This is a genomic window from Ruegeria sp. YTSA144 (assembly GCF_059610125.1).
The window spans coordinates 319231-340480 of the sequence record NZ_JBXWNA010000002.1 but is presented as its reverse complement, the minus strand read 5'-3'; the positions used below and the strand labels follow the sequence as shown (position 1 = coordinate 340480).

The window sequence follows — 21250 nt, the reverse complement described above, 5'->3', positions numbered from 1 at the left end:
CAGATGAGCAGACCGAAACCGAAGCAGAATTGTGGTGAAAACGAGAAGTTCGGTTTCAGTTTAACTCAATTTTTTCAGGTCCGATCGCAACGGCAACAAATGGGAAAGACAGATGAGCAAAACGCCAAACAGCACATCCTTTCCTGTTGCGATGATCGCGGACACCACATGCGAGGGCAAGATGACCAAAGCACCTGAGGCCAACAATCGTTCGGCGGTTGACTCGACGGACGGAGATCGCAAATCTCAAGTTCAACAGTGGATCAATGGAAAGCTTGGTCGTTGGGCGGGTCGCGGCGCGGCTGGCGGCCTCATGTCCACATTGATGGCCTTGCCTGCCTTGTCACAGGCAACCATCGAAGAGCTTTACGCCTTCCAGTTCGCAGAGACTATTCCGGGTGTGCGATCCGCCAAGTTGCTGAAAAACGGCGATGTTCTTCTGAAAATGGCTGACGGTCGGACGATGATCGTGGCGGCGGAAAACGTACAGGTCCTGGACAGCGGCGCAATCATGATCGCAGAAGAGGCGGTTGCTGAAATCGCCCAGTTCAGCGCAGCAGAAGCCGGCGTAGCAGCTGGCGGAATCAGCGGCGCCGGGGCTGCACTGGGCGGCCTCGGGCTGGCTGGTGCAGCTGCCGCCGCGGGCGGAGGTGGCGGCGGCGGCGGCGATTCCCCGGAACCTGTCGCGCCTGGACCCCAACCCCAACCGGAACCGAGCTATACCAGCCTGAACCTGGCCGAACTTCAGGCAACGGCATTGAACAGCGCCATTACCAATGCCGCCGCACCAGACGGAACATCGACAGTCGAGGTCACGATAGGTTCGCTTGTCAAAAGCGTAACGCCCAACGATGACGGCAGCTGGAGCGTTTCTCTCACTGCGGCCGAAGCAAATGCGCTTCCGCAAGGCGTCTCTACGGTGACAGTCAGACATCTGGACGATTCAGGCACGGAACTGTCAAGCGAATCCGTCAAGTTCGATATTGATTCAATTCCGCCAACCCTGTCGATCACCGGGTTTTCCGATGGCCCTGTTTTGAATTCGATCGAACAGGCAACGGACCTGACGATCACCGGAACAACCGATGCAGAGGACGGGCAGACCGTCACCGTCTCAATGAACGGGCAAGACTATTCGGGCACGGTATCCAACGGACAATGGAGCGTCACCGTTCCGGCAGCAGACCTCTCGGCCCTTCCTGATGGCGCGACGATTGCCGTTACCGCTGATGTTGCCGACGCGGCGGGAAATCCCGCTCAACAAGCCAGCGGAAGCTTTGATACTGACTTTACTGCACCAACTGTTTCTCTGGATCCCGTGGCTGGCGGCTCGATAGAACTGATCGACGTAGTCGGCGACCTGGCCTTGACCGGTTCCACCACGGCAGAGGACGGGCAGACCATTGTCGTCACGTTCAACGGACAAGTGCATACCGGCACCGCTTCTGGCGGAAGCTGGAGTGTAACGATCCCCAATTCCGATCTGAGCAGTCTTTCCACCGGAGTCCCGGCATCTGTTCTGGTTGCTGTCGAAGACGTGTCGGGCAATCCGGCAGTACCGCTTCTTGTATCGGTTCCCGTGGACCTGACCGGTCCTTCCATTTCGATATCACCGCTTCCTGTTGGTTCCGTACTGAACGCAGTCGAAGCCGGATCCGACTTGACCATCAGCGGACTGACGTCAAATGTTGAAGATGGTCAGCAAGTTACCGTAACCCTCGATGGTCAAACATATTCCGGAACAGTATCCGGCGGGGCCTGGAACGTGACTGTGCCAGCTGGGGATCTGGCGTCCTTGTCGGATGGGGGCAACTTCTCTGTTACAGCGGATGTCGACGACGCCAGTGGCCTGACGGCACCGCAGGCCGTAGTGACACTTGCCAAGGATGTGACCGCGCCGACGCTCAGCATCGACAGTCTTTCGGACGGAGCTGTCATGAACGCAGCCGAGCGCGCCACGGATCTTTCCATCTCGGGCAGCACGTCAGCTGAAGACGGACAAATCGTAACCGTCAGTCTGAACGGGCAGTCCTATAGCGGAACGGTTACTGGCGGCAACTGGAGCGTAACTGTACCTGCTTCGGATCTGTCGGGGCTTTCTGACGCGGCGACCGTCACCGTAACCGCGGATGTCACGGACGCTGCCGGGAATCCGGCTCTGCAAGCGAACAACAGCTTTACCACCGATTTCACGCCACCGACGATCGGAATTTCAACCGTATCCGACGGGGCCGTCATGAACGCCGTTGAACAAGGAACCGACCTGACCGTGTCAGGAACCTCCGATGCGCCGGACGGAACCGTTGTTACCGTCGAAATCACGCGCGCTGACGGCACTACGGACGTCACCGGAACGGCAACGGTAACCGGGGGTACTTGGACCTATACGGCAACCGTGACAGATTTGTCTGCCCTGCAAGACGACGAGACTTACAATATCAATGCGTCGATCTCGGACGCGGCGGGAAACAACAATCAAACCACGACAAGCTTTGCCACTGACTTCACAGCACCTTCGATAACCATAAACAGTCTGCCTGTGGGTGCCGTGTTGGACGTGACCGAGAGGGGCTTGGATCTTGCAATCTCAGGCACGACCACGGCTGAAGATGGCCAGACCGTTTCGGTCACATTCGGCGGGCAAACCTATACAGGCGTTGCATCAAATGGCGCGTGGGCAGTTACCGTTCCAGCAAGTGATCTTGGAATGCTCTCTGACGGAACGACCTATTCCATTTCCGCCACCGTTGACGATCTGGCCGGAAACAGTTCCGCAGCCGCGAACAACTCACTTTCCACAGATTTTCGCCCCCTGTTGACGTTGAACGATGTCGGGGTCAACAATTCGATTGCTCTTACCGATGCCAAAGCTTCCGGAATAACTCTCGGCGGTTCATCGACCGGATTGTCAATCGGCCAGTCGGTGGATGTCACGTTAAACGGCAGTTCGGTCGGATCTGCAACGGTGGCCGCAGACGGATCCTGGTCACTGGCTGTCGCGGCGTCCAACTTTTCGGCAGTGGAGGCAGGTGATGACCTTGTTTTTTCCGCGCAGGCGACAGTTGCGGGTGGACCAGATCCGCTGCCGGTTTCCGATCAAGCCGTTGCGCACGAATCCGCCGCCTATGTGATCTCTGAAGTTGGGCGCTCGGGATCTACGGTGACATTCGCAATCTATGCCGAAGCCGACCGCGATATCTCTGACGGTCTGGCTTTGACGGCAGAGCTCGGATTTGACCCTTCGGTTGTCACATTCAACGCGGCGTCGGTTTCGGAAAACAACGCCTTCGATTTGTTCTTGGCCAGCCCGGGCGCCGGGGGCGCGATGAATTTTGCCGGCGCCGCGACAACCTTTACAGATCTTTCTCAGCCGCTTGTTACCTTCACGATGACAATCCAGGACTCCGGCCAACCTATTGAGCTGACAATCAAAACGTCTGATGGCGGGCCAACCTCAGTTCAGTTTGGCACCAATGGCGATGACACACTCACCGCTGCGAATACGGACACCATCACGCGCGGCGGTGACGGCGACGATACCATTGATGTTTCTGCGCCAGGGCGAGACATCGTCGTCTTCGAGGCGGACCCGACCAACAATGGTACGGACACTGTGACTGGCTTTACGATTGGCCCGGCTGCGGATGTAACCGACGCACTGATGTTCCACGGGCTGGACACCAATACGCTTCGCGGTGATGGCACCAGCTTCGAATTGCTTTCCGCAGGAGACACCTTGGGCACAAACACCGGATTTGTCGGCCTCAGCACGGTACTCGCAGACCTCAACCTCAGCACAATCGAAGCCGCTGTCGAGAGTCTTGCCGGAGCCATGGCGGGCGATGAGCTTTACGTGATGGCAACCGACGGAACAAACAGTGTTCTGGTCAAGGCAGATTTCCAGGCGGCGAACGATGCCAGCGTTGAAACCGTGGCCACGTTCCAAGACCTGAGCGATCTGAGCGGCCTGACCGCAGATAACATCCTGCACACCGACCCAACCGGGGCAACGGCCTGATCCGGACCGGCGCACATACAGACGTAATTCAACATCATGAGGCGGTTATGGCACAGAATGGCTTAACTCCGGTAAGTCTTGGACGACATGGTCATCGGTTCTGGAGGCGGTTCACCTCGTTCGATTTCGCACGGGCTATGGCAGATTGCCCCGTGGTCGAAACAGAAATTCTTCAGGCCGCCGCCACATTTCCAATCACTTTTCGGAAATCCGAACACGGCTTTTACCCCATAGCTGTTTTGTCCATGCAGCCGAACCAGCCTACGCCATTTGTATCAGCACATGGCAAATGGCTCGCGACTTATGTCCCTTGCGTCTTGCGCTGTGCTCCGTTTCGGCCACAACTGATTGAACCGGACGGTGACGGCAGTGACGAATTGCTTATCGACGAAACGGCGGGGCTTATCACCGACAATCCGGAGAACGAAGCTTTCTTCGACAAATCAGGTCAATTTGCGCCGGAACTGAAAAAAGTCGCCGCTTTCTTTCGCGCCCTGAAAGAGTCGATGAAAAACACAACTCATCTGTGTCGTGTTCTTGCTGACATGGGATTGTTTGGTCCGCTTGACTCTTTTCAGGGAGTTGAGTTCCCGTGCGGGCATTTTGGCGTCACGCAGAACGCCCTGGAGAAAATTCCCCGCGCGCACTTGTCACTACTTACTTCGAATGGGGGTTTGCGACTGATTCACGCTCATCAGATTTCGCTGACCCATAGTATCTGGCTGACACATGCTCATGCCCGCGCAGATCGGGTAGCTGATGGTTCTCTGACACAACAGACCACCGGTGTTTCTGGGTTCATGGACGCGTTGATTGCGGCACAACAGAAAGAAGAAGCCATGGACCGTTGCAGCCAGGAGGGTCACCATGCGTTCCTGTAAAGCAGTGTTGTCCTGGGTTGCGTTCGCTCTGCTTGCAATACCGTTGTCTGCCTGCACGCCGCCTCCTGATTTGACTTCAGTGGCAGTATCCTTTGCACCCGGGACCACCGGTGCCGGGGCAGCAAAGCCATCGGCAAAGCTCAGCAGCAGTGCATTCGGGCAACGCGTGCGCCAGGCGGTAGAGACAAGCCCGACACTGGCGCAAAGTAATACCAGGATGGATATCGCATCAGCCAATCAAGATGCGGCCGAAGGCGCCTTTCTTCCACAGATATCGTTGGGAATAAATGCACGGTCCGAACGGGTCGAATCGGATATTGCAGATGTTTCACCCTATCTGAGAATTTCACAATTGGTTTATGACGGTGGGGCTGCCTCGGGGGATCTGACGGCAGCCCGGGCACGTGTTCTGGAAACACGGGGCGATCAAATTCAGACGGCATCGGCCACGGCTCTGGCCGCCATCGAGACCTATGTGCTTGTCCTTGATCAACGAAAGTTGCTCCGCATCGCGGCCGACAATGTCTCGGTCCATGAAGAACTGGTGCGTCAGATTTCGGAACGCACAGCGAGTGGCGCCGGTTCAAATGCAGATGTTCTGACCGCACAATCCAGAATGGCGGATGCACGTACAAGACTTGCTGACGCACGAGCACGAACTGATCGGGCCGAAGCGCGGTTTCGAGAAGTGTTCGGGACTTTTCCTGGCTCATTGCCCCCTCCTGTACCGGCCCCACTGCTGAATAGAAGTGATGCCCAGATCGTGATGAACAGCCCTCAGATCCGCAGGGCGGATGCTGGCTTGCTGGCAGCCAAAGCGGAGTGGTCGGCAGCTCAGGCGCGGCGGAAACCGAGTGTTCGGGTCGCCGCATTTGCCAACCAGGATGACACTCGGGATGCAAATTTTGGCGTCGATCTTTCTTTCAACTACGAGCTGGACAGCACCGGCCAACGCCGCGCCGCCATCGCAACAGCAGAAGCCAAAGTGAAAGAAACGGAATTCGCGAGAGAGCAATTGGTTCGCGAAATCATGCGGGAGCTGGGCTTTATTCGATCCGATCAAAAAGCAGGCGCGGAACGGCTGCGCGCGGCCCGTATTGCGGCAAGTGCCAATGCCGACAGCGTTACTGCGTCCCGCGCACAGTTCTCGATTGGGCGTCGCAGCCTGATCGAAATCCTGGACGCTCAACGCGATTACGTAAATGCGCAAGAACGCCTGATTCTGGCCGAACAGAGTTATTTTCTGACCAACTACGCGGCTCTGAGCCTTACCGGAGACATTCTGGACCTGCTCGGAATTTCGCTTGGCAATTGGAACGAGGTGAAATGAGCACGTTGGAATCAATGCAAGACCGCGCTCGCTTGACATGCTACGAAGCCTGCCTTTTGAACATTGCCGCGACGCTTGAACGCCCTCTGACCCTTGCAACGATCCAGGCATCGCAGACCGGTTCAGACGGGGATCTGACTGTTCGTGACATCATCTCGGTGGCGGAAAACACAGGTCTACAGGCGGGCTATGGCGAGCGGCGCATCACGAGTTTTGACGAAGCATTGGCTCCGGCCTTGTTGCTGATGACCGAAAACAAGGCCGTTGTGTACCATGGCCGCACAAAAAACGGTGCCTTGCTGGTCTATGACCCGGAACTTGGCGAAGGAATCGGCGAAGTTTCAGAAGAACGGCTGGCCAAATCCTACACCGGTTTCGCTGTCTTGTTTCGGCGAAATCATACAGATGAACTGGACGCCGGCCACACAGCTTACCGAGGTCATTGGTTTCGCGCGGCACTGTCCGCCAATCGATGGACTTACGTACAGGTTGCTCTTGCTGCGGCGCTGGCAAACCTACTTGGCTTGTCGACGTCAATTTTCATTATGGTCGTCTATGACCGTGTGTTGCCCAATGAGGCAACCGAATCGCTCATTGCCTTGACGGCAGGCGTGGCTCTGGCGCTTCTTTTTGACTTCGCGCTGAAACTGCTGCGGGCCGCGTTCATCGACAAGGCCGGGCAAAAAGCCGACTTGCTGATGGGACGGCGAATTTTCGACCACGTTCTGAATATCCAGATGAAGTCGCGCTCGGGTTCCACCGGCGCCATGACCAGTACCATCCGTGAATTCGAGACCCTGCGCGAGTTCTTTACGTCCGCAACGCTTGTTGCCGTCGTGGATCTGCCGTTCATCGGGTTGTTCGTTTTTGTAATTTACCTGGTCGGCGGACAACTGGCATTGGTCCCGGCTCTGGCCGTACCAGTGGTTCTGCTGACAGGTTTGGCCGTACAGCCGCTTCTGTCCCGCATGGCAGAAAAGAGCCTGTCTGACGGGCAATCCAAACAATCGGTCCTCGTCGAAGCTGTCTCGGGCCTGGAAACCCTAAAGACAACGGCCGCTGGCCGGCAAATGCGTTCCCGTTGGGAGCAGGCGATAGAACGGCAATCCTCGCACGGTGCTCAGAGCCGGGCCGTTACACAATTTGCCCTCAACCTGACCGGTTTTACGCAACAAGCTGCTCAGGTGTTGATCGTTTTTTATGGTGTTTTTCTGATCACAGACGGGCAGACCAGCATGGGCGCTTTGGTTGCCTCGGTGATGCTGACAGGGCGGGCCCTGGCACCTTTGGGGCAACTGGCTCAGACGTTGACAAGGCTTAACCAAGCCCGAAGTGCATACCGAAACCTCAACGCGCTGATGATGGCGGAAAGCGAACGCCCACAAGGCCGAACATGGGTGAACCGGCCCCATTTCAAAGGAGAGATCGCCTTCAACAACGTGTATTTTTCCTACCCTGACCAGGGGGAAGATACCCTGCAAGGCGTTTCATTCACGATCAAACCGGGTGAAAAAGTGGCGATCCTGGGTCAGATTGGCTGCGGAAAAAGCACCATCGCACGTCTGATGCTGGGATTGTATGCGCCGCGTGTTGGATCTGTTACGTTCGACGGCCTTGATATACGCCAGATCGATCCTGGCGATCTGCGCCGCAATATCGGATCCGTCCTGCAAGACATATGGCTCTTTTCCGGATCTGTCCGAGACAATATCGCAAGTGGCGCAATCCGGCCCAAAGATCGCGAACTGATCGAAGCAGGCCGCGCCGCCGGGGTTGAGGATTTCTTAGCCAACCATCCCGGGGGTTACGATCTTCAACTCGCGGAACGCGGCGAAGGCCTCTCTGGCGGACAGCGGCAAGCCATTGCCCTGGCAAGGGCGCTCATAGGCCGTCCGCCGGTTCTCCTGCTGGATGAACCAACAAGCGCGATGGATGTCAAAACCGAAGCCCAGGTTATCCAACGTCTGAAAGAATGCACGGCAGAGTCCACCATGGTTGTCATTACACACAGAACCAGCCTGTTGGAGCTTGTTGACAGAGTCATCATCCTTGAACACGGGAAAATCGCGGCGGATGGCCCCAAAAGCATGCTGACGCAACATGTTCGTCGGACAGGGAGGCACCTGAATGTCGCAGCATCCTGATCTGGCCACTCTGGCACGAGAGATGCAGGGACGCTCTCCTGTTCGGAGTTCCTTGCTGCTTTTGGTGATTCTGCTCTGCCTGATCGCCGCCGTACTGTGGGCGCATCTGACCGAACTGGACGATGTCACGCGCGTGGACGGTCGGATCGTGCCTTCCGGCGACATTCAGCTGATCGAAGCCACCGAGCCCGGCGTATTGCAGTCATTGCACGTGCGCGAAGGCCAGCTGGTCGAAAAAGGTTCACTGCTGATGGAACTGGAAACAACTCAAATTGACAGTCAGCTCAGTCAGGAACAGCAACGCGCGTTCGGGCTGATGGCGCGCATCCAACGTCTTCGCTCTGAAATTGATGGGACACAACTGGATTTCGATGTTCAACTGATCAACGGCGCGCCTACCGTCGTGCAATCTGAAACCGCGCTGTACCAAGGACGGCGGGCCGAATTGGAGGCAGAAATAGCCATCCTGGAGCGTCAGCGTCAGCAAAAACAGCGAGAGTTTGAGGAAGGCCTGGTCGATCAAGTGACGGCAGAGGAAACCCTGTTGGTCCTGGCCGAAGAAAGGGCGATCATGGCGCCGCTGGTCGAGCGTCAAATGGAGCCTGCAACAACATTGCTTGCGTTGCGGCGGAGTGAAGCCGAATGGCGCGGTCGCAAGGTGCGGGCAGAAGCTGTAACCAACAGGTTGCAAACGGGCCTGGACGAAATCGACGATCGGATTCAGGCGGTGCGAAGCCGGTTTCGCAGCGCCGCGCTGACGGACCTGGCGCTCGCCACTGCCGAGCTGGCTGCCTTGCAACCCGCCCTGCCCGCTTTGCGCGACCGGGCGTCAAGGGCTCAGGTTCGGTCTCCGGTACGCGGCATTGTAAACCGGATTCATCGCTCAACCATCGGCGGTCTCGCCCGCAGTGGAGAGGACCTTGTTGAAATCGTACCGCTGGACGACACATTGCTGGTTGAAGCCTATGTAAAGCCTGAGGACATTGCGTTTCTGCACGCGGGTCAGCCCGTGAAGGTCAAGATCACGGCTTATGATTTCGCACGATACGGGGCGCTGGATGGTGAAATCATCCGCATCGGTGCAGACACGGTCACACGATCAGAGCGGAATGACGAAGAGGTCTTTGTGGTCGAAATCCGAACCAAAAGCACCATGCTTGACGGGAATGGCATAGCAGTCGAAATCATACCTGGAATGATCGCCGAAGTGGACATTCTGTCTGGCCGGAAATCAGTGCTGGATTATGTTCTGCAACCGGTTGTTAAAATAAAGGATCAGGCATTGCGCGAATGAGCGATGGGGCAATTGGGGATAGACGAGCGGGTTCCAATATGGATATCACGGTGTCAGCAGCCTCCGGGAAAACCGGGGCGGTTCAAACAGACATGGAAAACAACTCATCTGACCAAGTTTCTACCGGTCGGATCTGCATCTACTTCCAACCAACATCACCCAAGAATATATACCCTGCTCCATAGATCGTCTTGATCAACCGCGGGTTCTTGGGGTCCTCTCCCAGCTTTGTGCGCAACCTGGAAATCCGAACATCCATCGCCCTGTCAAAACTGTCGCCGGCTGCACCGCCCAGGGACTCCTGCATTTGCCCCCTGCTGATCAGCCGCTTGGGGCTTTCCAGAAACAGCCGAAGGACTTCCCCCTCGGCATGGCTGAACGGTGTTTCCTCACCTGTGTCACTTTCAAGAACATATCGGTCAAAATGTGCGGTCCAGCCGTTGAATTCCGCCGTATCCGAATGTGAGGTCTGAGTGCGGGGTGTTCTTAACCTTGCCCTGATCCGCGCCACGACTTCCGCAGGGTCAAACGGTTTCGTAATATAGTCGTCTGCGCCAAGTTCCAGCCCCGTAACACGGTCCTGCACCTGCGCCCGCCCCGAAATGATGATCACGGCCGCGCCTTGTTCCAGCGCCAGACGATGAACCAACGCCAGCCCATCCGTGTCCGGCAAAGACAGGTCGACCAGACAGACATCAGGCGTCACACGATTGAGCGCAGCCTCGAACTCTCGCGCGCGGGAAAAACTCTGCGTTCGGAAACCGGCATCCTCCAGAGCGTCCGTCAGGATGCGTCGGATTTCGGGTTCGTCGTCGAGGATGGTAACCAGCGGTTGCGTCATCAGGCGGCCTCGGTTTGGATCAGAGCTGACAATTGAGCCTGCGAAAACGGTTTACGCAACACCGGGGCCAACGCAAGGGCGCGCTGGTACAACGGGTCCGAACTGGGCAGCGACGTCATAAGGATACATGGCAATCCCGGCTTCACCTGCCGCAAAATGTCCAGACCGGTACCACTTCCTTCCAGACGGATATCGGACAGGACAAGAGAAATGTCTTCAACGCTGTTTATCAACGCCAGCGCCTCATCTACCGAATTGGCCTCGATGACGGCGAAGCCCAGCTCTACCAGCATATCCCGAAACTGCCCCCGCAGATCTTCGCTGTCTTCAACCAGAAGCACCAAACCGCCTTGCACGGGCGGAGCTGGCCGATAGGGCAGCCGCAAAACAACGGACGCGCCTGATGGCGTGTTTTTGAGATGCAAATCGCCACCGGCGAGCTTCACAGTGTCATACACCATGGGCAGACCCAGCCCCGACCCGTCGCTTCCCTTGGTGGTAAAGAACGGGTTCAGCGCCTTTTCCAGCGCCTCGGGTGTAAAGCCCGGGCCAGTGTCTGATACGGCGATTTCAACCCAAATTTCTCCGATGGTGTGCGCGCTTATTGTAATCTGGCCCGAACTGCCGCAGGCATCCCGCGCATTCAGCACCAGGTTCAGCAACGCATCCTGCACCATTCCCGGATCCAGCATCAAAGCCCGGTCCGGCAAAGTGTTGACCACCGACAAACCGACGCCTCGCGGCAAGGAAGGCGAGGCCAGTATTCTCAGGTCTTCCAGCAGCGCCTTCATGTCCGTGGCCTGAGGCTGTGGCGTTCGGTTCCCGGTCATGTCTGCAATTCGGTTCAGCAATTGCCCACCCCGACGCGCGGTTTGCTGTGTCGCGGCAACCAGTTCATGTGCTTCATCCGGCAGGTCCATTTTGTTCAGTTTGGACTGCATCCCAAGGATGATCGTCAGCAAATTGGAGAAGTCATGAGCCAATCCACTGGTCATCTGGGCGGCCATGGCCCGCCGGCGCGTTTGCTGCAGAACGACGCGCGCCTGCGTTTCTTCGGTGATATCAACCGACATTACATAGACGCCTCCGGCGTCATCCGGCGTGAACGAAACCCGGATGCGGCGGGAATCCTGATCCTCGTTGAACTCGAATACGGAAGCTTCTCCGCCATATGCTTTTGCCAGATGCGCTTCGACCCGCCTAAACGCGGCGGCACCAAGCGCTTCAGATATGTGAAGCCCCAGAATTTCCGACGGGCGCCCGGGCAGGACCGCACTCAAACGGCGGTTGGAGTAGTCATATCGACCAGTGCTATCCAAATGCGCGATATGAGCCGGCATCATTTCCGTCATCATGCGTGTGCGGGCTTCGATCTCGGTCAGCTCGCGTTTGGCCTCTTCCAATGCCTTGATGGTGGCCGCAAGCTTTCGGTTGGTTGCTGACAGTTCTTCGGCGTGGCCGAGCAATTGTTCCGACAGTTCTTCCGATCGCGCCCGCAGCAGGTTTTCTGCACGCCGGGTGCCGGTTATGTCGGTATAGACCGCAACCCATCCACCCTGCGGCAGCGGCGCGCCTTCTATCGAGATAACCTGCCCGTTGGGCCTTACGCGTTCCATGTAATGAGGCTCAAACGCCAAAGCCTGCTCGACGCGCAGGTTCACCATTTCTTCCACACTTTCTTCGTCACCGTATTCGCCACGGCTGGCGAGAAAATGGATGGTATCCCGAAACAAGGCTCCGCGTTCGACCAGCTCGTCCGGCAGGTCGAACATTTCCTTGAACCGACGATTGCTCACCACCAGTTTCAGGTTGCTGTCATAGATCGAAAGCGCCTGACCGATGAGATTCAGTCCGGCAGTCGTCATCGCCTTTATGCGCTGTTCGGTGATGTCCAGGTTCGTCTTCTCCACACCCCATGGGTACCATCAGAATTGATGCGCCGGTAGTGGAATTGATGAACGACAAAACGTCCCATGCAACTTGCCTGATCCAACTGAAAAGAGGACGAAAGCGGGCAGTGATCCTAATACCTGGAACGGGACTTCGCGCCTTCGGACGTGATGGAGTGCAACGACAAGGTATGATCCATGTTTCGCATCCGATGGCGCAGCATCTGTCTGCCCAACCGGGCAAGATCGTCCGCAAACTCGGGGTTTTCCGCAAGATTTTCGAATTCTCCCTGTCCCTGGTGGTCAAACAGGATCGGCGGGAGGTCAGCTGCAAATTCGATCAACGTGAATCGTTCGTCCCGCAATATTCCCAGACATGAATCACTGTTGCCCGTTCCCAACCGCTGTTGCCAGACGGTCGGTTCTTCGGGTTCCGAGAAATCCAGCTCGCTGAAGGAATAGCTGCGCCAGTCATCGGGAACGTCGCCATGCAACAAGGGTAGCAAAGACCTGCCATCCATGGCGTTTGGAACTGTCTGCCCAATCCAATCAAGGATTGTCGGCGTGACATCAATTGATTCGGTAGGAACGGTGACTTTTGCGCCGGCCCGTGCCTCGTTCCCCGGCAGGCGTATCATCAACGGTGTGTGATAGGCCGCATCGTACACAGTCATTTTCCCCCAGCTGTACCTATCGCCCAGCATTTCGCCATGATCAGCCGTTATGATCAGCATGGTATCGTCGTATTGCCCGCTGTCCTTGAGATACTGAACAACGCGCCCGATATGGTGATCGACCTCGGTCGCCAATCCCAGATAAACGGCGCGCAATGTGCGTATATTTTCATCCGTTGGCTCAACATCAGCAAAGCCATGAACAAACTTTTCTGCCGTATAGGCGTCCAGCTTTGGCCCGAAAAACGGATGAAGCGCCTTCTCAGCGGCTTCACTCGGCAATCGCTGCGGCAGCGGTATATCCGCCGGATCGTACATGTCGTTATACGGAGCAGGCGCAACCAAAGGTGGATGCGGACGGATGAACGTCAGATGAGCAAACCACCCCTGGCCACGATGAGGTGCAATACCGTCCAGAAACGCATCGGTCAGGAAGGCTGTGTCGCTGTGTTCCGCCCGATACATGGCCGGGTCGTTCAGCCTGGGCGTTTGACCATCCGGAGAGACAGGCTTGTAGACATCCCAATATGTATCGAACGTATAGCCTTTCTTCATCAAATACGATTGCCAGGGGTATGACTCTTCCAGGCGCATTTCGACAACTTCAAGGAACCCGTTCATCGATTGCTCGTAAGATTTGAGCACGGGGTCGTTGGGATCATGGACTCGGGGGTCGGCGGACGTATCGGTGTACCCGAACAGCATCGGCATATAACCCGCCTTTCGCATTTCCGTGGCGATGTTCGGCGTATCATGACGCAGCGGCGTACCATTTCGCACGGAACGATGGTTCATCGCGTATTGGCCGGTCAAAATCGATGCGCGGGATGGCCCACAGGGGTTGGTGACAGAGAAGTGGCGCGTAAAACTCACCGCTTCGTCCATGAAAGCCCGCAGGTTCGGTAGCTTCACGTGCTCGGCCAGAGCGCCGTTCAGGCAATCTGCCCTCAATTGGTCGATGATGATGAACAGAACGTTCTTGGCGTTATGCATACCGACTTCTCCGAATTCCGCACCCAGGGTTCCGCAGCGGAATGTGTCCCGCTTCCGATCTTCGCGCAACCGATTAGTCGAACAGCCCTGCGTTTTCTTTTCCGGCCTGACTTGAACCGAAAAAAATACGTTCCTGGTGGCCAGTTACGCTTGCTCCAACTCATGGTCCGGCGTGACGCCAAGGCCATTCTTTGCGGCAAAAACCGGGTCACATGGCACAAAGTCATTGCGGGCATTGAATGTTTTACTTCACATGGCACCATGACGCAGCCAACGATAACATCAGAGCGCGACGCCAGCGGCAATCAAGTGCGCATTTCTGGTGAGTTGCTCACACAATCCCTGCAAACCGTGGAGCGTGATTTTGCTGCGGTCCAACCTTGCGGGGGCAATGTCATTTTTGATCTGTCCGGCGTCGAAGCACTGGACACGGGCGGAGCCTGGCTGGTTGCAGACCTGGGCCGGAGGTTCACGTCAAACGGTGCCACGCTGGAAATTCAAGGCGTGAAACCCGCGCATGCGGCGCTGATAGAAACCGTGACCCGCAGTATCCCGGACAAACCCGGCAAGCTCGAGGACCCTCGTGGATTTCTGGACTGGGTTGCTCATGTGGGTCAGGGCACATTCGGAGCCTGGAAGGATACCCTGTCGATCCTCGAATTTCTGGGCCTCACCCTGCACCGCTTGTTTCGGACCCTGATCATGCCGTGGCGCCTGCGCAAAGCGGCCCTTGTCACTCATATGGAGGAAACCGGGGTCAAAGCCCTTCCCATCGTGGCCCTGATGGGTTTTCTGATCGGTGTCGTGCTGGCCTTTCAGGGTGCGACACAATTGAAACAGTTCGGGGCCGAAATCTTTGTGGTCGAACTGATTTCGATCTCGATTCTGCGAGAGCTGGGAATTTTGCTGACCGCCATTATCGTCGCCGGCCGCTCGGGTTCGGCATTCACGGCCTCGATTGGTTCGATGAAAGTACAGGAAGAGATCGACGCCATGCGAACACTGGGCCTTGACCCGATCGAGGTTCTGGTCATTCCGCGTGTGTTGGCGTTGCTGATCATGCTACCCATTCTTGGCTTTGTCGCAGATATGGCCGGCCTATTCGGCGGCGCCCTGATGAGCTGGATCGATCTGGGCGTAAGCCCGGGCATGTTTGTCACTCGTCTGAAAGAAAACACCGATGTCTGGCAACTTGCAGTTGGCTTGATCAAGGCACCGTTCTTTGCATTGGTCATCGGGGTCATAGCCTGCTGGCAGGCCTTGCAGGTCAAAGGGTCGGCCCAGAGTGTGGGGCAGCGCACAACCGCATCGGTCGTGCAATCCATTTTCATGGTGATTGCAATCGACGCATTGTTTTCGATTTTCTTTTCCGAAATCGGAATCTGACATGAACGATAGCACGCAACACGAAACGGAACAGAACGCATCGCAGCGTGACGCCGTGATCCGCGTTCGCGGTCTCAGAAGCCAATTCGGAACGCAGGTGGTTCATGACGATCTGAACCTTGATGTCTGGCGTGGCGAGGTTCTGGGCATCGTTGGCGGGTCCGGAACCGGAAAATCCGTTTTGCTTCGTACGATTGTGGGTCTGAACAAGCCAGCCGCCGGCAGTATCGAAGTGCTGGGCGTGGATGTCTTGAACGGCCCTGAAGAAGATCGCCGCAGGATCGAACGCCACTGGGGCGTGGCCTTTCAGGACGGCGCGCTGTTTTCATCGCTGACCGTATTGCAAAACGTGATGGCCCCACTGCGAGAGCACACGGGCATCAGTGAAAAACTGATGGAGTCACTGGGTGCGTTGAAGATCAGCCTCGTGGGTCTGCCCCAGCTGAGTTGCGGCAAGTTTCCATCGGAACTGTCGGGCGGCATGCGAAAGCGCGCCGCACTGGCGCGGGCGCTGGCACTTGATCCCGAAATCGTTTTTCTGGATGAACCGACTGCCGGATTGGACCCGATTGGCGCGGCTGCATATGATGAACTGATCGGCGAATTGCAGCAGGCACTTGGGTTGACTGTTTTCATGGTCACCCACGATCTGGACAGCCTTTACGCCATCTGCGACCGAATTGCAGTGCTTGCAGAAAAACGCGTGCTGGTTGAAGGTCCGATTGAGGATATGACCAAAGTGGACCATCCTTGGGTGCAGGAATATTTCACAGGCCCCCGCGCCCGCGCGGCGCAACAGAAGGGTCAGGGCAGGTAAAAGCGATGGAAACCAGAGCAAATTACATCCTGATCGGCGCGTTCACCCTTGCGGGGCTGTTGGGCGTATTCGGCTTTTTCCTGTGGTTGGCGAAATTCGAAGTGACCCGCCAATACGCTTATTACGATGTATTGTTCGACAACGTCTCGGGGCTTTCGGCGGCGGGCGGGGTGAATTTCAACGGTCTTCCTGTTGGGCAGGTGCTCTCTTTGAACCTGGACAAGGACGATCCGTCCAAGGTTCGCGTGCGTATAGAAGTGGATGCAGATATTCCGATCACCGAAGAAACGATCGCCCAGCTTCAATCGCTGGGTGTAACGGGCGTCGGTTACGTTGAACTTACCGGCGGGTCGCCGAACGCCAAAAGGCTGCCGCAGGACAGCGTGATCAAAAGCAAGCGCAGCACCATCCAGTCATTGTTTGAAGGCGCACCGAAGGTGCTGGACGAAGCCGTAACCCTACTGGAAAGCCTGAACAAGGTCGTTGACGACAAGAACCGCCAAGCCGTGAACAGCATTCTGGACAACCTTGCCTCTGCGACGGGCCGGCTGGACAAGACTTTGACAAGTTTTGAATCCGTGGCCAGCGACATTGGCAGTGCAGCCAAGGATATTGGTGAGTTTTCGAAACGTCTGGACCCTCTGATCGAAACGGCCGATACGACCCTCAAGACCGGCACGGAGACGCTCAATTCGGTTAAATCCGCGTCCGAGTCAGCCAGGGCCGCGCTGGACGAAGCGAAAACGACGATCGAAACAGCAGACCGCATCTTGCAGCAGGACGTTCGACCTTTCATCGAACGCGGGTCGCAACTGGCCGAACGGTTGACCCTCTTGTCGGATGAGGGCAGCGTCACTTTGGGGATCGTGAACGAGACCGTGTTGAACGCCAACACGACACTTGGTTCGATAACATCCGCAATGGACACGGCCAAAGGGGCGTTATCTTCGGCGGAAACGGCCTTTGAATCAGCCAACCGCGTCATGGAAGAAGACGTGGCGCCCGTTGCGGAAGATATCCGGAAGGCGGCCAACCAGGTCACCGAAACAGTCTCGAACATCACCGGCAAGATCGATCAGATTTCAGACGATGTCCTAAGCGCTTCGAACTCTGCCTCAGAGCTGCTGGGGACAATTGACGGCATCGTTCAGACCAACCGCCGCCAGGTGTCAGACTTCCTGCGCGTGGGTCTGCCGCAATTCATCCGCTTCATCGAAGAATCCCAACGTCTGGTGATCAGCCTCGACCGTCTGGTGGACAAGGTCGAACGTGATCCTGCGCGGTTTCTGCTGGGCACCCAAGCATCGGAGTTCCGTCAATGATCAAGCCAGCAATTGCAATTCTGACGTTTGCATTGGTCGGTGGATGTGCCGGGTTGGGCACTTTGAAACAAGCCGCGAAACCCAACGATCTGTATCTGTTGACACCCAAAAGCACGTTTTCGTCGGCGCTGCCGCGAATACAGAAACAGATCGTCGTTGAAGAACCAACAGCAACCGCCGCGGTGAACACGGATCAGATCGCCATTCAGCCCACCCCGTTTCAGGTCCAGTATCTGCCACAGGCACGTTGGGTGGATCGGGCACCTCTGATCGTTCAGACGCTGTTGATCGAAAGCTTTGAGAATTCTGGCAAAGTCGCCGCCGTTGGCCGGTCAACGGTTGGATTGCGCGCTGATTACGTGATCGCACCGGACCTGCGCGAGTTTCAGGGCATTGTTGTCGCGGATCCCGAGAACGGAGACAAAATCCGTATCGAAGTGCGCATGAACATCAAGGTCATCGATGAATACGACGACAAGATCATCGCCTCGAATTCGTTTCAGGAAAACGTCATTTCAGCGAGCGACCAGACATCAGATCTGATCAAAGCGTTTGATTTGGCCTTGGGGCGCGCGATGCGGGATGCCGTTGAATGGAGCATTCGCAGGATCAACACGCATGTGGCCAACAATCCCAGATCGAACCCCAGTTGAGGTAAGCCACATGTCGAAACGGCGGGCGCGGGCGCAATTCGCCCACACCCCTTCTGGGTAAACGGTTGTTTGTTCCGGATCCCGCCTCAGAAATGAGATGCCGAAGCGCGTTTCCAATCCGCCGCGAATTCCTCGGGAACCACATCTGCCAGCAATGCACCATCCTCGAGATAGGTGTAAAGCTCGCCATAGGTGCGCTCATGCTCGTCCGCCGTGCGTCGCAAAATATCGCGTGGATGCAGCTCGGACACTTTTTCCTTTCCCATCGCACCCAAGAGTTCGCGGAAGCTTTCCAGTGTTGCATCGTGATACCGGTGAACGCGCCGCCGCTTTTGCGGGATGTTCACCGCGCGCCCGCGAACGGGATCCTGGGTGGCGACCCCGGACGGGCAACGGTTGGTGTTGCAATGCAAGGCCTGAATGCAACCTACGGCAAACATCATCGCCCGCGCGGCGTTGCACATATCTGCACCAAGCGCGAATTTCTCGACCATGTCGTATCCGGTCGCCACTTTGCCCGCACAAATGATCCGGATCTTGTCACGCAGCCCAACCCCACGCAGGCAATTGTTTGCGAAAATCAGCGCCTCGTTCAGGGGCATGCCCAGACGGTTGGTGAACTCGACCGGAGCCGCGCCCGTTCCCCCTTCCGATCCATCAATGGTGATGAAGTCCGGCAAAATCCCTGTCTCGAGCATGGCCTTGCAGATCGACATGAATTCGGACGGGTTGCCAATACACAATTTGAAGCCGACAGGTTTTCCGCCTGACATTTCGCGCAGATGTTGAACAAAATGCATCAACCCCGAGGGCCCGTCAAAAGCACTGTGAGTTGGGGGGGAAATCACATCCTGATGCTCGGGCACCCCGCGGATTTCGGCAATTTCGGCATCGACCTTGGCAGCGGGCAGAACGCCCCCATGCGCAGGCTTGGCACCTTGGGACAATTTGATCTCGATTGCCTTGACCACATCCTTTGTGGCCCTTTCGGCAAACTTGTCCTTGTCAAATCCGCCTTCCGGCGTTCGACACCCAAAATAGCCCGTCCCGATCTGCCAGATGATGTCGCCGCCTTCGGCCAGATGGTGAGGAGACAATCCGCCTTCGCCGGTGTTGTGGGCAAAGCCTCCGTCCTTTGCCCCGCCATTCAGCGCGCGGATGGCGTTGGCGCTCAGCGCGCCGAAACTCATGGCCGAAACATTGAGACGCGAGGCACTGTATGGCTTTGTGCATTGCGGTCCACCCAGCATCACGCGGAGTTCACTTTCATCTACGTGTTTGGGCGCAAGTGAGTGATTTGCGCGGTGATATCCAACCTCGTTTATATCGTATTGTGTTCCGAAAGCCTGCGTGTCCATCTGGCCCTTGGCGCGAGAATAAACCAGCCCGCGAATGATCCGGTTGTAAGGTCTGCCGCTTTCGTTGGTTTCAACGAAATACTGTCGGATTTCCGGGCTGACGAATTCAAGCATGTACCGGAAATGACCCAGAACCGGATAGTTGTTCAGCACATTGTGCTTGGTTGTCAGAATGTCGTAAAGGCCGATGACCGCGTAGGGCACCAAGATGACCAAAAGCCAATGTAGGGGTGGCCAGAAGAACCCCAACAGCAACACGAGCGGCAGGCAGACATAGCTCAGAAAATAGTAGATCCTGCGTACAATCATGTTCCTGTCTCCTTGTGTTTCCGACCGGTCGTTGCGCGTTCCAACAGCACTCAACGTGAAACAGATTGATTTTTAATTGCAAGCTTTCGCAGGAATTTATCCGCTCAAAGACGAAAACGTGAAAACGCGTTACGACCGCTCGACAGTTGAACAGGGTGTCGCCAGTGGATATGCCACGCATACCAGAACACGACAGGCATACACGTGACAAAGACGCATTCCCAACCCCGGCGCGACCGAAAGAGCCTTATGTTTCTCGCTGTCTTTGCCGGCGGGGCGCTGGGATCGTTGCTGCGCGAAGTATTTGCGCTGGAAATCCCCGGCCTCGGTTTCCTGACGTCGACCTTCGGCATCAACGTGGCGGCCTGTTTCGTCCTGGGGTGGCTGTATTCTATACGTCACAAGGTGCACGCGCATGTGCTGCATCTGGGCGCGGTCGGGTTTTGTGGTGGGTTGTCCACCTTTTCGTCTTTTGTGGCTGATCTGGAACGTATTGCCGAAAGTGATCCGTGGGCCGTGCCGCTTGCCGTCGGGTTGGAAATCGCTTTCGGCATTGGCGCCGCGCTGGTCGGAGAGAAGCTGGGCAACCGTTTTCATTCCGAAAGGTCACCGTCATGAATGACCTCTATCTTCATGCGATGTTCGGACTGGGCGGAGGCCTGGGGGCGGTCCTACGTCATTGGCTGGCTTTGAAGGTGCGGCACGACTTGCCCTTTTCAACGTTGATCGTCAATGTAGTGGGCAGCCTGCTGCTGGGGGTCTGGATCGGCTATCTGGGCGGCCCTGTCGACATCCCCGAGGACCAAAGACGGCTGGTCTTTGGATTCTGCGGCGGGTTTACCACGTTTTCCAGCTTTGCCTATCAATCTCTTGAACTTCGGCGCGAGCGCACTCTGGTTCTGGCGGCTGGCAATATCCTGATCAGCCTGGCGCTGTGCTGGTTCGCCCTATGGCTTGGGCTGACCTTGACGCGCTAATGCACATGAGGGGCAACACGTGGCCCGGAATTCGGAGCACGACAGAAGAAAAGCAATGGAATTGTCGCCAAGGCAGGCAGACCCAGATTGTTGAACACGGTCAGATAGGAAATCATCTCGGCCTGCTTCATGGTTTCCCGGCCCAGAATGGCAGCACCTTCAGCGCTGTCTGGTGCAAGGCCGTGCGGCCGATAAGCTTGGGCCGCAGGGTTGTAAGGCGTCACGTTCTGGCTGAGCACCGCCGCAGGGGTCATTTGCCGTCCACCCACCAATCGGAAGACTCGACTATACGAGAATTGCGGCGCGTCGGCGGACACCGAGGATCAGGGGCGAAGGGTCAGGTTGGAGACCCATCCATCGGCCG

Annotated in this window: 16 protein-coding genes; 11 read left to right on the top strand and 5 right to left on the bottom strand. The window is 56.7% G+C overall.

All coding sequences use genetic code 11. From position 1 onward, the window contains the following. Positions 1 to 112: 112 nt before the first annotated feature. The 5 genes from AC2FF8_RS08580 to AC2FF8_RS08560 are packed head-to-tail and all read left to right on the top strand — an operon-like array spanning position 113 to position 9667. Positions 113 to 4018 carry an Ig-like domain-containing protein gene (locus AC2FF8_RS08580; RefSeq protein ID WP_496879443.1) on the top strand — a complete coding sequence of 1302 codons (3906 nt, stop codon included), beginning with the start codon at positions 113 to 115 and terminating at the stop codon, positions 4016 to 4018. Between the two features lie 47 nt (positions 4019 to 4065). Further along, positions 4066 to 4899: a SapC family protein gene (locus AC2FF8_RS08575; RefSeq protein WP_496879442.1), complete on the top strand. Its 834-nt coding sequence runs from the start codon at positions 4066 to 4068 to the stop codon at positions 4897 to 4899. Then, positions 4886 to 6229 carry a TolC family protein gene (locus AC2FF8_RS08570; protein WP_496879441.1) on the top strand — a complete coding sequence of 448 codons (1344 nt, stop codon included), beginning with the start codon at positions 4886 to 4888 and terminating at the stop codon, positions 6227 to 6229. The genes AC2FF8_RS08575 and AC2FF8_RS08570 overlap by 14 nt, the downstream gene beginning before the upstream one ends. 32 nt (positions 6230 to 6261) lie before the next feature. Continuing rightward, entirely contained in the window at positions 6262 to 8373 is a 2112-nt protein-coding gene (locus AC2FF8_RS08565; RefSeq protein ID WP_496879440.1) for a type I secretion system permease/ATPase, read from the top strand. Next, positions 8357 to 9667: an HlyD family type I secretion periplasmic adaptor subunit gene (locus AC2FF8_RS08560; protein WP_170347121.1), complete on the top strand. Its 1311-nt coding sequence runs from the start codon at positions 8357 to 8359 to the stop codon at positions 9665 to 9667. Before AC2FF8_RS08565 ends, AC2FF8_RS08560 begins: the two co-directional genes overlap by 17 nt. Before the next feature lie 139 nt (positions 9668 to 9806). On the opposite strand, the gene AC2FF8_RS08555 is transcribed toward AC2FF8_RS08560, so the two are convergent. The 3 genes from AC2FF8_RS08555 to AC2FF8_RS08545 form a co-directional block, all read right to left on the bottom strand. Next, complete coding sequence (locus tag AC2FF8_RS08555) at positions 9807 to 10508, bottom strand: response regulator transcription factor (RefSeq protein WP_170347119.1); 702 nt, start codon at positions 10506 to 10508, stop codon at positions 9807 to 9809. After that, positions 10508 to 12373 carry a PAS-domain containing protein gene (locus tag AC2FF8_RS08550; RefSeq protein WP_496879472.1) on the bottom strand — a complete coding sequence of 622 codons (1866 nt, stop codon included), beginning with the start codon at positions 12371 to 12373 and terminating at the stop codon, positions 10508 to 10510. Before AC2FF8_RS08550 ends, AC2FF8_RS08555 begins: the two co-directional genes overlap by 1 nt. 158 nt (positions 12374 to 12531) lie before the next feature. Beyond that, entirely contained in the window at positions 12532 to 14064 is a 1533-nt protein-coding gene (locus tag AC2FF8_RS08545) for an alkaline phosphatase family protein (protein WP_496879439.1), read from the bottom strand. A 261-nt stretch (positions 14065 to 14325) separates the two neighbouring features. Here AC2FF8_RS08545 and AC2FF8_RS08540 point away from each other — a divergent pair, with 261 nt between their 5' ends. Genes AC2FF8_RS08540 through AC2FF8_RS08525 form a run of 4 tightly spaced genes read left to right on the top strand, consistent with a single transcriptional unit; the run spans position 14326 to position 18242 of the window. Continuing rightward, positions 14326 to 15450 carry an ABC transporter permease gene (locus AC2FF8_RS08540; protein ID WP_257601272.1) on the top strand — a complete coding sequence of 375 codons (1125 nt, stop codon included), beginning with the start codon at positions 14326 to 14328 and terminating at the stop codon, positions 15448 to 15450. A gap of 1 nt (position 15451) precedes the next feature. Further along, entirely contained in the window at positions 15452 to 16267 is an 816-nt protein-coding gene (locus AC2FF8_RS08535; protein WP_170347114.1) for an ABC transporter ATP-binding protein, read from the top strand. 5 nt (positions 16268 to 16272) lie between these two features. Further along, positions 16273 to 17589, top strand: coding sequence for an MlaD family protein (locus AC2FF8_RS08530; RefSeq protein ID WP_496879438.1), 1317 nt, complete (start codon positions 16273 to 16275; stop codon positions 17587 to 17589). Continuing rightward, a complete protein-coding gene (locus AC2FF8_RS08525; RefSeq protein ID WP_170347110.1) occupies positions 17586 to 18242 on the top strand; it encodes an ABC-type transport auxiliary lipoprotein family protein in 657 nt (218 codons plus the stop codon). Before AC2FF8_RS08530 ends, AC2FF8_RS08525 begins: the two co-directional genes overlap by 4 nt. Before the next feature lie 86 nt (positions 18243 to 18328). On the opposite strand, the gene AC2FF8_RS08520 is transcribed toward AC2FF8_RS08525, so the two are convergent. After that, positions 18329 to 19909: an FMN-binding glutamate synthase family protein gene (locus AC2FF8_RS08520; protein WP_425079084.1), complete on the bottom strand. Its 1581-nt coding sequence runs from the start codon at positions 19907 to 19909 to the stop codon at positions 18329 to 18331. A 249-nt stretch (positions 19910 to 20158) separates the two neighbouring features. Here AC2FF8_RS08520 and AC2FF8_RS08515 point away from each other — a divergent pair, with 249 nt between their 5' ends. Together AC2FF8_RS08515 and crcB are read left to right on the top strand one after the other, a co-directional pair. Continuing rightward, complete coding sequence (locus tag AC2FF8_RS08515; protein ID WP_257601267.1) at positions 20159 to 20527, top strand: fluoride efflux transporter FluC; 369 nt, start codon at positions 20159 to 20161, stop codon at positions 20525 to 20527. Further along, positions 20524 to 20886 (top strand): fluoride efflux transporter CrcB, encoded by a 363-nt coding sequence (gene crcB, locus AC2FF8_RS08510; RefSeq protein ID WP_170347103.1) that lies wholly within the window; start codon positions 20524 to 20526, stop codon positions 20884 to 20886. The genes AC2FF8_RS08515 and crcB overlap by 4 nt, the downstream gene beginning before the upstream one ends. On the opposite strand, the gene AC2FF8_RS08505 is transcribed toward crcB, so the two are convergent. Beyond that, complete coding sequence (locus AC2FF8_RS08505; protein ID WP_496879437.1) at positions 20883 to 21140, bottom strand: hypothetical protein; 258 nt, start codon at positions 21138 to 21140, stop codon at positions 20883 to 20885. The two genes, crcB and AC2FF8_RS08505, sit on opposite strands and share 4 nt — an antisense overlap. Positions 21141 to 21250 lie beyond the last annotated feature (110 nt).

Bases quoted from the DNA above. Each gene is read 5' to 3' on its own strand.
- AC2FF8_RS08580 (WP_496879443.1), top strand. From the start codon at position 113: ATGAGCAAAACGCCAAACAGCACATCCTTTCCTGTTGCGATGATCGCG.
- AC2FF8_RS08575 (WP_496879442.1), top strand. From the start codon at position 4,066: ATGGCACAGAATGGCTTAACTCCGGTAAGTCTTGGACGACATGGTCAT.
- AC2FF8_RS08570 (WP_496879441.1), top strand. From the start codon at position 4,886: ATGCGTTCCTGTAAAGCAGTGTTGTCCTGGGTTGCGTTCGCTCTGCTT.
- AC2FF8_RS08560 (WP_170347121.1), top strand. From the start codon at position 8,357: ATGTCGCAGCATCCTGATCTGGCCACTCTGGCACGAGAGATGCAGGGA.
- AC2FF8_RS08555 (WP_170347119.1), bottom strand. From the start codon at position 10,508: ATGACGCAACCGCTGGTTACCATCCTCGACGACGAACCCGAAATCCGA.
- AC2FF8_RS08550 (WP_496879472.1), bottom strand. From the start codon at position 12,373: ATGACGACTGCCGGACTGAATCTCATCGGTCAGGCGCTTTCGATCTAT.
- AC2FF8_RS08545 (WP_496879439.1), bottom strand. From the start codon at position 14,064: ATGCATAACGCCAAGAACGTTCTGTTCATCATCATCGACCAATTGAGG.
- AC2FF8_RS08540 (WP_257601272.1), top strand. From the start codon at position 14,326: ATGACGCAGCCAACGATAACATCAGAGCGCGACGCCAGCGGCAATCAA.
- AC2FF8_RS08535 (WP_170347114.1), top strand. From the start codon at position 15,452: ATGAACGATAGCACGCAACACGAAACGGAACAGAACGCATCGCAGCGT.
- AC2FF8_RS08530 (WP_496879438.1), top strand. From the start codon at position 16,273: ATGGAAACCAGAGCAAATTACATCCTGATCGGCGCGTTCACCCTTGCG.
- AC2FF8_RS08525 (WP_170347110.1), top strand. From the start codon at position 17,586: ATGATCAAGCCAGCAATTGCAATTCTGACGTTTGCATTGGTCGGTGGA.
- AC2FF8_RS08520 (WP_425079084.1), bottom strand. From the start codon at position 19,909: ATGATTGTACGCAGGATCTACTATTTTCTGAGCTATGTCTGCCTGCCG.
- AC2FF8_RS08515 (WP_257601267.1), top strand. From the start codon at position 20,159: ATGTTTCTCGCTGTCTTTGCCGGCGGGGCGCTGGGATCGTTGCTGCGC.
- crcB (WP_170347103.1), top strand. From the start codon at position 20,524: ATGAATGACCTCTATCTTCATGCGATGTTCGGACTGGGCGGAGGCCTG.
- AC2FF8_RS08505 (WP_496879437.1), bottom strand. From the start codon at position 21,140: ATGACCCCTGCGGCGGTGCTCAGCCAGAACGTGACGCCTTACAACCCT.